This window comes from Legionella massiliensis (assembly GCF_000756815.1).
In the GTDB taxonomy this organism is placed as follows: Bacteria; Pseudomonadota; Gammaproteobacteria; order Legionellales; family Legionellaceae; genus Tatlockia; species Tatlockia massiliensis.
The window spans coordinates 275,081-289,137 of sequence record NZ_CCVW01000002.1; the positions used below are offsets into that span (position 1 = coordinate 275,081).

Here is a 14,057-nt window from a genome sequence, read left to right on the forward strand (position 1 = left end):
TACGCTGCACTGCATCAAGGCTACTTTTGTTAGTCCCCTAACTTCGCTTGAACTACTTGCCCACCAATTTCATCTCTGCTTATTGTACAAAAACCAGGCCTGTCACCCTCTGTAAGACCTGCAATAAGCTGGTGTTTTTCGCCAGTTTTTGCCAAAGCATCTTGCAGTGACAGAAGAACCTTCGGTGAGGAGATCTGAATGGACCATTGCCCAGCCTCGTTTTCCTTAATAGAAACGAATTGAGACATCGGAATGGCGGTTCCCTGAACATCACGCCATCCAGCCACTGCCCCTCTCAGGGCATCGGGTTCTTGTAGGTTGACAGCATAGAAACCGCTACCATCATTAAATTGACACAACACACCTGTTAGAGGATGCATCGTATCTTGTGACTTTGATACCCAAATTTGTTTAAACCAGGCTTTTGCTGCAGTAACAAATTGATCTTTGCTCGATTTTTCGTCTGTTTGTAAATGGCCGTTCAGTCGTCCTGTTTGATTTACTGATAACTCAACACCTGAGCGAAGATCATGATTCAAGGGAGTTATCTTGGTTTGTCCTAACATATCAACTTTAAAATTAAAACCCTTATTCTCCTTTGTTTTAACTCCAAAAACCCAACTGTTATTTATCGGGTTAAAGTGCATGAAAATCTTACCAACATGCCAGTTAGTTGCTACAAAATTCTCAACAGTCGCATCACTTTCTTCAAAGAGCAAGACTGCTTTACTTTGACTATCGATTAGAGTTGCTAGCGCATGAAACTGCGTATCTTTGCGTTGCATTTGAAAATAATAATCATAGTGCTCACCATTTTCATTGGTCACTATGCCTGAAAATACCCAATAGGCTTGTAATGCATTGCTAGAAACAGAATTTTTTTCTTGTTCTATTATGACTTTCGGCGGCGTGACAGAATCCGTAGCTCCGACATAATTTGCGGTCAGTAATGCTATACCTATTAATAAACTGCGCAGTCCTGTTCGTTTCATTAAATGTAACCCTGTAATTGTTCATGAGCCCATAGCGCCTGCCAAAACGAGTCGCTTAATTTTGCTTCAACAGGTAAAAAATACCAGGAATCAGCTGCAAATGCTCGGCATTTGACCGCATCTTTCTCAGTCATAACCACTACATTCTCCCTAAACTGTAGATCATTGATGTGAAAGCGATGATGATCTGGGAAAGGATACTTTATAATTGCAATCCCTAGGTTTTGCAAGGTTGTAAAAAACCGTTGTGGATGGCCAATCGCTGCCACAGCGGCAACTGGCGTAGACAAGGTGTTTAAGGCAACCTTTTCTCCTGTCGCCAGATGGGTTAGCTCACCTGGTTGCATATTCATTGAATAAGCGCCAGGCCAGACTCCCTCATTAACAACTAGTAAATCACTTTTCCCTAAACGACTGACCGTTTCACGCAGAGGACCTGCTGGTAAACACAGGCCATTACCTAAGCGCCTTAGACCATCAATAACTACAATTTCAATTGACCGCCCCATTGCATAATGCTGCAAGCCATCATCAGAGATGATGATTTGGCTTTGGTATTTGTCCAGCAAATACTGCACTGCCTGAACCCGTTTAGGCGCTATCACAACTGGGCAACCCGTTTTTTGGGCAATTAAAAAGGGTTCATCGCCGGCCTGGCTGGTTTTGTCGCTAAGAGATACCTCATGCGGAAATTGTTTGAGTGTAGAGCCATATCCCCGGCTAACTATACCAACCTTTAATCCCCTGCTCTTTAGCTGTTCGGCTAAGGCAATCACCAGCGGTGTCTTACCAACGCCACCTACCGTTAAATTTCCAACCACAATAATGGGAACAGGGAAATCTAATTGGCGAAACTTTAGTAAATAGGCGCGCCGTATTCCAGTCACCACCCTGTATAACAAAGCTAAGGGCCACAGTAGCCAACGTAAAGGATGCTTACCATACCATAATTTATCAATAGTCCCTGCGGCCATTATGCGAAAGCTTCTTCATCATTATCTACACTCAATTGTTGTACGCGATACAGTTGGGCATAGTGACCATCCAAGGCCAATAACTGTTGATGTGCTCCCTGTTCAACAATTTGTCCTTGGCTCATTACAACAATCTTGTTCGCTCGTTTGATTGTCGATAAACGGTGGGCAATAACCAGAGTAGTTCTGGTTTTCATAATTTGTTCTAAGGCAACCTGAATATAACGCTCTGACTCCGAATCGAGAGCGGAGGTCGCTTCATCAAGTATCAAAATTGGTGCATCTTTCAATATCGCTCGCGCTATCGCCAAACGCTGACGTTGTCCGCCTGATAACAGGACGCCATTTTCACCGATTCGAGTATCGTAGCCATCAGGTAAACGCTGAATAAACTCATCAGCAAAGGCAACTTTAGCAGCTTGCTCAATTTGTTCACGGCTTACATCAAAACGACCATAGGCGATATTATTGGCTAAGCTATCATTAAACAGAGTGACATGCTGACTGACCAAGGCAATCTGCTCACGTAAACAGGCCAAAGATAATTCATGAATTGGCTCGCCATCCAGTGTTATTTGTCCCTGCTTTAATTCATAAAATCGCGGTAATAAACTTGCGATAGTCGTTTTACCACTTCCTGAATGACCGACAAGAGCAACCGTTTCTCCAGCTGCGATGTTAAAACTCACCTCATGCAATACTTGCTGTCCCTGGCGATAAGCATAGCTAACCTTGTCAAATTGAATATCGCCTCTTACCTTTTGCTGCAAGCGTCGTCCTTTATCAGTTTCAACAGGTTTATCAAGCAAATTAAACACACTTTCAGCACCTGCTAAACCACGCTGGATAGTAGCATTCAAGGTAGTTAGGGTTTTCATCGGCTTAATAAGCTGTAACATGGCGGCGATAATGGCCAGGAAAGAACCGGCTGTAATGATAATTACTGTTGATAGTTGGATAGCAGCCAGGATGATCATGGCGATCCCTATAGCGATAACAAACTGTACTCCAGAAACGTTAATCGCCTTGGAGATAGCCACCTTCATATCATTTCTACGCGAAACCTCTGTAGCATGATTAAATTTACTAATTTCATGCTGCTCGCCACCAAAAATACGCACAACCCGATAACCATCAATGACTTCACCAGCAATCTCAGTCACTTCGCTCATCGATTTTTGAACCTTATGGCTAATACGACGGACTCGCTTATTGGTATAGTTAACAATGATACCGATAAAGGGAATGGTTAGTAAGAACATCAGTGATAGCTGCCAGCAAATCACCAGCATTACCGTCAAAAGACCAATCACCAGACAGGTATTCTGCACAATATCAGTCAACGCATCAGCGCTCACCTGCGCGACCTGTTCAACATCATAGAGAATCTTTGACAACAATTGCCCTGAGGTTGCTTCATCATAATAGTCAGCCGGCAATTTAACGATATGGGCAAAGACACGCTGCCTTAGCACCTTCACTACCGATCTGGCAACCCAGGTCATGCAGTAACTACCCAAAGAACTAACAAGCCCTCGTACAGTGATTCCTATCAGCACGATAAAAGGAATTTTCTTCACAAAATCCATATCAATATGAATAAAGCCCTTATCAAGAAAAGGACGCATCATATAGGTAAAACCAGCATCGATGATTGAATAGAGAATATTGGCGAACACGCCTAATAAAAGGACAGGCCAGAAAGGTTTAACATAAGAAAGCAAGCGTCTATAAAGAGGGCCCGTTTTGCCTTGAGGCTTTCTATTCAGAGGCTTTTTATTCATCAGTCTGCGATAAGGTTGGATCAAATGGGGCGAATTGTACCTCTAAACCAGTCCTCGCGCCAAGTAATAAGTAAATTGCTTTGTACGGAACAAAGATATGTAATCCCAGAAAAAACTCGAATTCCCGCGGTCAAGCCCATAGGTATCTACACAAGTGTCTGTAATAGATGAGCCCTGTGTTCCCCTAAGGCACGTCATCCAGAACGCAGCGAAGGATCTCCTGAATGTGGCACGGTGCTAATCCCGGGGATCCTTCGCGGCGCTCTGGATGACGTAGTGTTGAAACAAGGAAGGACGTGACCTTATTACAAACACTTGTGTAGATAGCTATGGGTCAAGACGCGGGGATTCGAATATTTGAGGGGATTGCTTAGATTAACTTATGCATCTAAACCAAACCCTCAACCAAATCTCTTACCAGTCTTGGTCCCTTATAAACAAGACCACTATAGACCTGAAGCAAATCAGCTCCAGCATGCAACTTTCCTAGGGCAGTTTCAGGACTATCAATCCCGCCTACCCCAATGAGTGTGACCTCATTACCCACAACCTGTTTTAAGATCCTCAGACATCGTGTAGAACGATCAAATAAGGGACGCCCACTCAAACCACCCTGCTCCTGAGCATATCTCAACCCAGGGACAGCTTCGCGGGAGCAGGTTGTATTGCTAGCAATAATTCCGGCAACACCCATTTCAACAATTACCTCGGCCATTTCCTTTAAGGTTTCATCCGATTCATCTGGAGATAATTTGATCACCAAGGGCACGGCACGCTGATATTTATCAGTCAAACGTTTTTGTTCCTCAACCAATTGGCCGATAAGCTCGCGAAAAAATGCTTCTTGTTGCAAGAGGCGTAAATCTGGGGTATTCGGTGATGAGATATTAATAGTTGTATAGGAAGCTTGTTGATAAACCTTATCCAGACAATAGAGATAGTCCTCAGCTGCTCGATTCAGGGGGGTATCCTTATTTTTGCCAATATTAATCCCCAAGATACCGCGGTATTGCGCTTTCGCAACATTGGCTACTAGGGCATCGACACCCTGATTATTAAAGCCCATCCGGTTGATAATAGCCTCAGCTCGAGGTAAACGAAAAAGCCTTGGTTTAGGATTACCTATCTGCGGCCGCGGGGTCACTGTGCCTATTTCGATGAAGGAAAAACCAAGCCTAGCCAAAGCATCCAAGTGTTCGCCATTTTTATCCAGGCCTGCCGCCAACCCCACTTGATGAGAAAAACTCAGACCCATAGCGACTTTTTCCTTAGCTACAGAGTGCTTAAAGCAAAAATCAGGTAGGTGATGAAGGGTTGCCAAAGTTAAATGATGCGCCTTTTCTGCATCCAGGCTAAACAGCAAAGGGCGAATGAGGGAATACATAGCAAACTCCAGGAAAAAGGAGCAATCATCATAATATAGAATTTGCTATTAGGCTAAAGGTGGAGGATAAAGGTCACTGCCATTAACTGAAGAGCGCTACCTCAAAGCCGTTCGGGCTGAGGAGGCCTTTAGGCCGTCTCGAAGCCTTGCAGAGTGACGCTTCGAGACGTGTGCTATCGCACGCCATCTCAATGAATGGTGTCTGAAGGTTGCTGGTTCGAAGTTCCTTCCTGATATTTGCCCCAAAGGGGCTGGGTGGATTGAGCTGATAGGATTATATCCGTCATCCAGAGCGCAGCGAAGGATCTCCGGGATTAGCACTGTGCCATATTCAGGAGATCCTTCGCTGCGCTCTGGATAACGAGCTATGTTGTTATTTTTCTACAACCTTATAAGGCCTGCGACTTTCCTAGTTGCTGAACGCTGTCATCAACCGGCGATTTAATATTTTCCTTATTCCCTGAAGAAGCAAAAAAGCCAGCAACCTGCTGCGCCTCGACAGAAACCTCTAATGACGAACTTTGAGCGATCGACTCTTCTTCTCCAACCAGGGAAACATCGACCTCTTCCGCTTGTACCAAGGCCAATTCTGCTTGCTCTTGTAAATAGGCCTGAATCTTTCTGATCTGGCGATCGCCATAGGACTCTTCTACGTATTGGCTACGAGCTCTAAGGGATTCCACAATTTCCTTACCAAAGGTAGGTTTATAGTATTCCTCACTGTCGGTAGCAATAGAACACGCTTTAGAAATAAAAGGGGGGGTGTAAGCGTGGTCACAATAAATTTCTTTGCGCCCACCTTCAGCAATACTTCCATTACTAAATCTAACTGAGGCCTCTTCTAATGAGAAGGCTGTTGGTTTATAGGTAATGCCTTTCTTTCTGTCAGTTACCTGTGCATAAGCATTGACACTAGCGGTTGCATTTTTACCGACAAAACCAACAATATCGCAATCGGGTAATAGATAACTTAAGACTCGAGCCGGTGAAATAAAGTATTCCTGAGTAGATTGGTTGTAATATTCATTCGCCGAGTAACAACTATTGAGGATAATACTATTAACTTTCAATCCTGTTTTTTGCTCCAGCTCTCGAATGTACTCCACAAAGGCGAAGGTATTATCCATTTCTGATTTCGCTGTCCTCCTCGCTCCAAATAACCATCCTGGCGCACCATGAGACTCAAGATACACAGTTAAACCAGTTGTTTTGCCGGTGACAGGCTTTAGCTCAGAATCGAAGCCATCAAAACTAAATTTTACTGGCTTTCCAGGTTTACTAAGTACTGTAAACCCACGATCCTCTACAACACGTAGGGCACTCTCATATTTAACAGCACCTCCTTCATCGTCGTAAGGCGAGCTCACAACTATAGCAGAGGGTTTAGTTTTACCAGTTAAACCATTTTGCTTCGGATATAAAATTTCTTTAATCTTCATTTAAGATGACCTAAATAAACACCAGCAACATTTATCATCCATTCATCCGGTATTAAAAAATTGGCAACATGCTCCGTTATTTACCACACTGAGCATAACAATAGCATTTAAATTGGTTAAAATAAAGTCTTCTTAGATTTATTAGACCTTTAAACACTATGACATCCAGCTGAATATAAATTTAGAGATACCGTGGACAAGCCACGGTAACTAGACTTTGAGGGCTTGGGTTATTAGACCTGAGAATTGTTTAAAATCTGCCTATAGGTAAAATTAACAGACTGTCTTGGTCTCCGTTGTTAGTAGGAAAAGGCTTAGGGCCAAAGATTGAAAGGCCATGCTTAACTGCCTTTTCAAGGCTATTAGAACTAGCCGTTCGCTCTATACTTTTGGATACAGTAACACCAGAAACCGCTAAAGCACTTATCGCTAATTGTTTTCGAGTAGACTCATCACTCGATATCTCGAGCTGTTCAGCTTTAATTTCTGGTTCAGAAACAAAGCTCGGGTACATCTCTAATTCGGGCGGACTTACTTGGCTTGAGGCAGCTAAACTACGAGCCATGTCTCTGCTAAACATACTTTGAGACGATAAAGAAATACTCTTATGATCTCTAGTGCGTTTTCTGTTCTCAGATTTCAAATCATCTCCAGTCGTCGCCCTCCTATCTTGCCCAGCCTCATGAAAAATTGTTTTCAGATTCATGGCAAAGGCACTCGCTTGCTGATTTTGCCAATCCCCCAGACTATCGTAACTAGAGGAACTGCCCTCTGCCCTCACTTGATCTATAACTTCCTGTGCCAAAGCAACCTGCAATAATTCGTCTCGATCAAAGCCACAGCCATCAAGAACAAACTTTGGTGTACAGGCTGTTTTATGATCACATAAAAGCAGGTTTTTAAACGCTTTGCCCGTTTCTAATACTTTGCCAGAATTAAAAAGAACGGCTCCGTCATGCAATCCCAGAAATGCAGGCGCATATCCTTCCTCCCCCACCTGGAAGAGATTGGTAATAACTGCTGAAGAATTAGTGCCAACAAAACCCATTACATTTATACCCGGTAACATAATGCTCAAGATCCGCGCCGGAGAGATAAAATAACTAGGCTGATCCAATTCCCAATTACAGGCTTCGGTAGCTGAATTACAACAGTTGAGCACTATATTGTTTACTTTTACTCCCAAGCCACGCTCAAGAGCAGCAATGTATGAAGCAAAATTTAGGGTATAGTTAAGTTCAGATATTTTAGAATCTTGAGAACCAAAAACCCATCCTGGAGCGCCATGCGCTTCCAACCAAACAGTGACCTCTCTGGACTTAGTAGTTATTGGTCTGATTTTTTTCAAAGAAATTTCGCTTTCACCGAAAAGAAGGGGCTCCTTGTTTAAAACATTATATCCAAGGTTATCGACAAAGGTTTTCGTTCCAGAGTATTTGACGGCCGAATCTCCACTAGAATCATGAGGGGAACCTAAAATAATTACCTGTGGCTTAGATTTTTTGGTTAAACCCTTTCTCTTTGGATATATTATTTTTTCAATTTGCTCGCCCATGTCCTATCACTTCCTATAGTTGGCCAGGAATAAATTCGCTTCAATCAGGCAAAAATAACAGACTTGCTATTGCGGTTAATATTGCTGGCGAATAAAAAGCGGGCATTTTATCATGAAATTACCAAAATGTGATCACAGTGAAACAAAAAAATGCACCCACCTTGAACCTAATAGCTCAGGTAGGCTGCAAAAATCTTGGAGAAAGTTCAATTTTGAGTCCAGGTCGAGAGAAAAACGTGATTAAAAAGCGCAGAATAGCTATCTATTTGAGCATTTTTAATCACGTTTTTCTCTCGAGATGGGCCAAAAGTGGACTTTCCTAAGTACGGAGTGATCTATTGCCTAAACTTCGCATTGATGAGCCCAGACACGTAACATCGCATTACCCGTAGGTTGTAAGTGGTAAGGCACTTCCCTTACTTCGACACCATAATTTTGTTGTTGCAAGCCAAGTAAGACCGGACCTAAAAATGGAGAAGGTTGTCCGTGGCGATCAATAAGGGGAAAAATTCGCACCTCTTTTGCCACTCGCGCAAGCTCTTTGAGAACTTGTATATGAAACTCGACATCCTGATCATCTAAATCAGCAAACAAATAATTCGCGCTTAAAGCAAAATCAAAGCTAAAATCGGCAAAAGGCAATTTATATTCGCTGACGCCCAGGTAGCGCTCTTCCTTTTTGCCCTCTTCATAATCAGCAAAAAATTTAGCCATCCCTTCATAACGCTCGTCCATGAGTAACTTAGCACTACCATAACGACTAAAATCAAATTTCTGCTGATCACGCATTACTCTGCCAGCCATATCAGCAAAAATAAGGCTTACCTTGCTGTAAAGAGTATCTTTATCCAGGGTGAATAAGGGATCACAACTGATAATTTGCTGTCCCGATTTAGTTAACTCTGAATTGACAGCACTTGGACCACAACCGTATTCCAATATACGTCCTTTCAAGTCCTCGGAGGATAGATCAAACATCTCCTGATATTCATCAACATGGTTTCCCCAGAGTACAAGTTTTCGCATGAGCCACATCTCCTATCTATATGCTGGCATAAATTTTCGATTAAATTGATATTGCAAGATCAATTCGATTGGGTATAGTCTAGCCTATTTGCTTTAGTAACAGGAAGTCATCTATGCACAGAGGTTTGCAATATCAGCTTGGTGAAACCTATGACATGTTGCGTGATAATGTCTATCATTTTGCCCAAAAAGAAATAGCCCCCCTAGCCGCTCAAATTGATCACAATAACAGTTTTCCTAATCAGCTCTGGCGAAAGCTAGGTGAGATGGGTTTACTCGGTATTACTGTCAGCGAAGAATTTGGTGGTGCGAATATGGGTTATCTTGCCCATGTACTTGCCATGGAAGAAATATCTCGAGCCTCAGCCTCTGTCGGCCTAAGCTATGGCGCCCACTCCAATCTCTGCGTGAATCAGATTTATTTAAACGGTAACAGTGAGCAAAAACGTCGTTATCTGCCTAAGTTGGTTAGCGGTGAATACATTGGCGCTCTGGCCATGAGTGAATCTAACTCGGGTTCTGATGTTGTGAGTATGCAGCTCCAAGCCCGTGCAGCTGGCGATAAATTTATCCTAAATGGCACTAAAATGTGGATTACCAATGGTCCCGATGCCGATGTCTTAGTTGTTTATGCAAAAACTGACAAACAAGCTGGGTCTAAAGGCATTACGGCATTCATCATTGAGAAAGGCTTTCAGGGTTTTCATACCGCACAGAAACTCGATAAATTGGGTATGCGTGGCTCAAACACCTGTGAATTGGTCTTCGAAGATTGCGAAGTTCCTGTGGAAAATGTCCTGGGTGAACTCAATAAAGGCGCTAAAGTCCTCATGAGTGGTCTCGATTATGAGCGCACAGTCTTAGCTGCCGGCCCAGTCGGAATTATGCAAGCTTGTATGGACGTTGTTTTACCCTATGTCCATGAACGTAAACAATTTAATCAAGCCATTGGTGAATTCCAGTTTATCCAAGGCAAGCTAGCCGATATGTACACCGAACTAAGTGCTTCACGCGCCTACCTCTATGCAGTTGCCAAAGCCTGTGACCAAGGAATGGTAAGCCGTCAAGATGCAGCAGGCGTGATTTTATATACTGCGGAGCGAGCAACACAAATGGCTTTACAAGCTATTCAGACACTAGGTGGAAATGGTTATATCAATGAATACCCTACTGGCCGTCTACTCCGTGATGCAAAACTCTATGAAATTGGTGCAGGTACCTCGGAAATCAGGCGTATGCTGATTGGACGGGAGCTTTTTAAAGAAACAATGTAAGGGAGATAAAGAACCATGGAACAAAATGAAATTGTGATTGTAGCAGCAAAAAGAACGCCAATGGGTAATATGCTTGGCAGCTTATCTCCACTAACCGCACCCGAATTAGGCTCAGTCGCCCACCAGGCAGCAATTGAACAAGCCGGCCTTTCTCCTGCTGATATTGATGAAGTAATCTCAGGCTGTGTACTCCAAGCAGGTATTGGCCAGGCACCAGCAAGACAAGCCGCAATCAAAGCCGGTATCCCTAATTCAGCCAATGCAACAACTATCAATAAAATGTGTGGCTCAGGTATGAAAGCAGTCATGCTAGCCCATGATCTGCTCAAAGCAGGCTCTGCCAATGTTATCTTGGCCAGTGGTATGGAATCCATGTCGAATGCGCCTTATTTATTAGCCAAAGCGCGCGCAGGCTATCGTTTAGGTCATGGTGAACTAAAGGATCATATGTTTTTAGACGGCTTGGAAGATGCTTATGAGCGTGGTCAATTGATGGGCTGTTTTGCTGAGGCTACAGCTAACCATTTTCAATTTTCACGCCAGCAACAAGATGACTATGCAATTCGCTCTATGAGTCGCGCCTTGGCTGCTCAACAAACTAATGCCTTTGCTGAGGAAATCGTGCCCGTTATTATTCCTGGCCGTAAAGGAGATGTCGTTATCAGTCAAGATGAGAGCCCAGATGAGTCCAAACTAGCCAAGATGTCTCAATTGCGCCCTGCTTTTAAGGCTGATGGCACGGTAACAGCGGCTAACTCCAGTTCTATTTCCGATGGTGCTGCAAGTCTTATCCTAATGACGGCTGCTCATGCGAAAAAACTGGGGCTGCGTCCCTTAGCAAGAATTGTAGCCCATGCAAGCCATGCTCAAGCGCCGCAATGGTTCACTACTGCTCCGGTCGATGCAATTCGCAAGGTTTTACATAAGGCTAATTGGCATCAATCCGACATTGATCTCTTTGAAATCAACGAAGCCTTTGCCGTTGTTGCGATGGCCGCAATAAGTCAGCTCGAGTTGGATGATGAAAAGGTTAATATTCACGGTGGCGCCTGTGCCTTAGGCCACCCAATAGGTGCATCTGGAGCACGAATTATTGTGACTCTGATGAATGCCCTGCGACAAAAACAAAAAACTCGTGGTATAGCTTCACTTTGTATTGGTGGAGGAGAAGCAACAGCGGTTGCTATTGAGCTTGTTTAGTAGGCTGGGCTAACAAGTTCATAGGTGCATGCTACATGAAAGCCGTTCGGGCTGAGGAGGCCTTTAGGCCGTCTCGAAGCCTTGTAGAGAGTGACGCGTCGAGACGTGTGCTTGCGCACAGACCTCTCAAAGAACGGTGTCTGAAGGAGAGATGAGGGGCTTCTGATTCGAAGTTCTTTCCCGATATTTGCCCCAAAGGGGCTGAGTTGCTCAGCGCGAACGGGTATAGAAGTTGACGGCTATAGGCTTGCCAGCCAAGCCTACACTTGTGCTAATTATAAAAATATTGAATTCCCGCGGCTTGACCGCGGGATCCATAAATCTATAAGCTTGCCAGATCCCGCGGTCAAGCCGCGGGAATTCGGTAACGAGGAAAGACGTATTTAGTTTTTAAAGGATACACATGCTCAAACAATGTCTTATTTATCTGCTGCTAAGTGTTTTAGTGATTATTTTTGCCAGATACGCCAATATGCTGGTTCTTTATGTTGATATGCTATATGTCTTTATAAACCTCAAATTAACGCCAATTTTCAGTCAGGGCGGATTGGGTTTATTAATTCGCAAAGTAATCCTCTTAGTATTCATACCTGTCGTTATTGCAGCAATACCCGCTCTTAGTTATCGACTAGTTAAGGGTAAAGACATGCCTTATTTTCTTGAGACAACTTGGTGTGTATGGCTCATCGTAGTACTTAGTAATATTCTGATACCAGTTTAAGGATTATCCATGACTAAAATTGTCAGTCAGTTAAATCCCGGGAGTAATGAATTTAAAGAAAACCAAGCAACCATGCAGGCTCTGCTTGATGAGTTGCAGAATACTATTCAAAAAATTGCTGAAGGTGGCGATGAAAAGGCGCGTCAGAGACACTTAAAACACGGCAAATTGCTCCCACGTGAACGCTTGCAACAGTTGTTGGATCCAGGCAGTCCCTTTCTGGAATTATCCCAATTAGCAGCCTACAAGGTCTATGATGATCAGGTTCCAGCCGCAGGAATAATTACTGGTATTGGACAGATAGCTGGTACAGACTGCGTTATTGTCGTCAACGACGCCACAGTAAAGGGGGGAACCTATTATCCCCTGACCGTTAAAAAGCATCTGAGAGCTCAGGAAATAGCAAGAGCAAATCATCTGCCCTGTGTTTATTTGGTGGATTCAGGCGGCGCTTTTTTGCCCAGACAGGATGAGGTTTTCCCAGATCGCGAGCATTTTGGCCGTATCTTTTATAATCAGGCTACCCTCTCCGCAGCCAATATTCCGCAAATCGCCGTTGTGATGGGCTCTTGCACAGCAGGTGGCGCCTATGTTCCTGCCATGGCTGATGAATCAATTATGGTAAAAAATCAGGCAACCATTTTCCTTGGCGGCCCCCCCTTAGTCAAAGCAGCGACCGGAGAAGTGATCTCCGCCGAAGAATTAGGTGGTGCCGAAGTGCATTGCCGCCAATCAGGAGTTGCTGATCATTATGCAGAAAATGATGCTCATGCCCTGCATCTGGCCCGGGTTGCTATTAGTCATTTGAACCGTAAAAAGCCAGAGACAGTTTGTCGTATTGCCAGTCGTGAACCACTTTATGAGGCCAAGGAGCTCAATGGGATTGTTCCGAGTGATCCACGCAAACCCTTCGATATAAGAGAAATCATTGCACGGCTTGTTGACGCCTCTGAATTTGATGAATTTAAAGCACTTTTTGGGACAACCCTGGTCTGCGGCTTCGCCCATCTTTTTGGTTTTCCTGTAGGTATCATTGCTAATAATGGGATTTTATTTGGCGAAAGCGCGCTCAAGGGAGCCCATTTCATCGAATTATGCAGCCAACGTAAAATCCCATTGATTTTTCTACAAAATATCACTGGCTTTATGGTCGGCTCTAAATACGAAGCCGCGGGCATCGCCAAACATGGTGCAAAAATGGTAACCGCAGTTGCTAGCGCAAAGGTTCCCAAGTTCACAGTTATCGTTGGCGGCAGCTTTGGTGCTGGAAATTATGCTATGTGTGGACGAGCCTATGACCCACGATTTTTATGGTCCTGGCCTAATGCACGAATTTCAGTAATGGGCGGAGAACAGGCAGCCAATGTCCTTGCCCAGATTAATCGTGATAAACATAGCAAACATGGCACCATTTGGACTGAAGAAGAAGAGGAAGGTTTTAAGGCAAAACTCCGTGCTCAATATGAGGCTCAAGGTAATCCTTATTATGCCAGCGCTAGACTCTGGGATGATGGAGTTATAGCGCCGGAGGATACTCGACGAATTTTAGGGCTTGGTCTTTCTGCTGCCTTGAATGCGCCGATTGATGAGACGACTTTTGGGATTTTTAGGATGTAAGTGTCGCTTCGTGCCACCCTCTCCCTTTAGGGGCGAAGGGCGGTAGGAGTACTTTGTCTCTTAAGGGACAAAGTGTTTATGAAGGAGAAAA

General features: G+C 43.9%; 11 protein-coding genes. 4 read left to right on the forward strand and 7 right to left on the reverse strand.

Annotated elements, in window-relative coordinates; translation table 11 throughout:
• Nucleotides 1–29 precede the first annotated feature (29 nt).
• The 7 genes from BN1094_RS08415 to BN1094_RS08445 all read right to left on the reverse strand — a co-directional run bounded on the left by BN1094_RS08415 (nt 30) and on the right by BN1094_RS08445 (nt 9,154).
• Nucleotides 30–992, reverse strand: coding sequence for a hypothetical protein (locus BN1094_RS08415; RefSeq protein WP_043873992.1), 963 nt, complete (start codon nt 990–992; stop codon nt 30–32).
• Nucleotides 992–1,966, reverse strand: coding sequence for a tetraacyldisaccharide 4'-kinase (gene lpxK / locus BN1094_RS08420; RefSeq protein WP_043873993.1), 975 nt, complete (start codon nt 1,964–1,966; stop codon nt 992–994). The genes BN1094_RS08415 and lpxK overlap by 1 nt, the downstream gene beginning before the upstream one ends.
• Complete coding sequence (msbA, locus tag BN1094_RS08425) at nt 1,966–3,750, reverse strand: lipid A export permease/ATP-binding protein MsbA (protein ID WP_099909001.1); 1,785 nt, start codon at nt 3,748–3,750, stop codon at nt 1,966–1,968. Before msbA ends, lpxK begins: the two co-directional genes overlap by 1 nt.
• 388 nt (nt 3,751–4,138) lie before the next feature.
• Nucleotides 4,139–5,134: a quinone-dependent dihydroorotate dehydrogenase gene (locus BN1094_RS08430; RefSeq protein ID WP_043873994.1), complete on the reverse strand. Its 996-nt coding sequence runs from the start codon at nt 5,132–5,134 to the stop codon at nt 4,139–4,141.
• Nucleotides 5,135–5,523: 389 nt separating this feature from the next.
• Nucleotides 5,524–6,573 (reverse strand): hypothetical protein, encoded by a 1,050-nt coding sequence (locus tag BN1094_RS08435; RefSeq protein ID WP_043873995.1) that lies wholly within the window; start codon nt 6,571–6,573, stop codon nt 5,524–5,526.
• Nucleotides 6,574–6,823: 250 nt separating this feature from the next.
• A complete protein-coding gene (locus BN1094_RS08440) occupies nt 6,824–8,128 on the reverse strand; it encodes a hypothetical protein (protein ID WP_043873996.1) in 1,305 nt (434 codons plus the stop codon).
• Between the two features lie 342 nt (nt 8,129–8,470).
• The gene (locus BN1094_RS08445) at nt 8,471–9,154 is read right to left on the reverse strand and encodes a class I SAM-dependent methyltransferase (RefSeq protein ID WP_043873997.1); all 684 of its coding nucleotides are present in this window, start codon (nt 9,152–9,154) and stop codon (nt 8,471–8,473) included.
• A gap of 113 nt (nt 9,155–9,267) precedes the next feature.
• On the opposite strand from BN1094_RS08445, the gene BN1094_RS08450 reads away from it, so the two are divergent.
• From BN1094_RS08450 to BN1094_RS08465, 4 genes are all read left to right on the forward strand, one after another.
• Nucleotides 9,268–10,428, forward strand: a complete 1,161-nt coding sequence (locus tag BN1094_RS08450) for an isovaleryl-CoA dehydrogenase (protein WP_043873998.1) — start codon at nt 9,268–9,270, stop codon at nt 10,426–10,428.
• 15 nt (nt 10,429–10,443) lie between these two features.
• On the forward strand, nt 10,444–11,628 hold the full coding sequence (locus BN1094_RS08455) for an acetyl-CoA C-acyltransferase (RefSeq protein ID WP_043873999.1): 1,185 nt from the start codon (nt 10,444–10,446) through the stop codon (nt 11,626–11,628).
• A gap of 403 nt (nt 11,629–12,031) precedes the next feature.
• Complete coding sequence (locus BN1094_RS08460; protein ID WP_043874000.1) at nt 12,032–12,349, forward strand: hypothetical protein; 318 nt, start codon at nt 12,032–12,034, stop codon at nt 12,347–12,349.
• A 9-nt stretch (nt 12,350–12,358) separates the two neighbouring features.
• Nucleotides 12,359–13,966, forward strand: a complete 1,608-nt coding sequence (locus BN1094_RS08465; protein ID WP_043874001.1) for a carboxyl transferase domain-containing protein — start codon at nt 12,359–12,361, stop codon at nt 13,964–13,966.
• Nucleotides 13,967–14,057 lie beyond the last annotated feature (91 nt).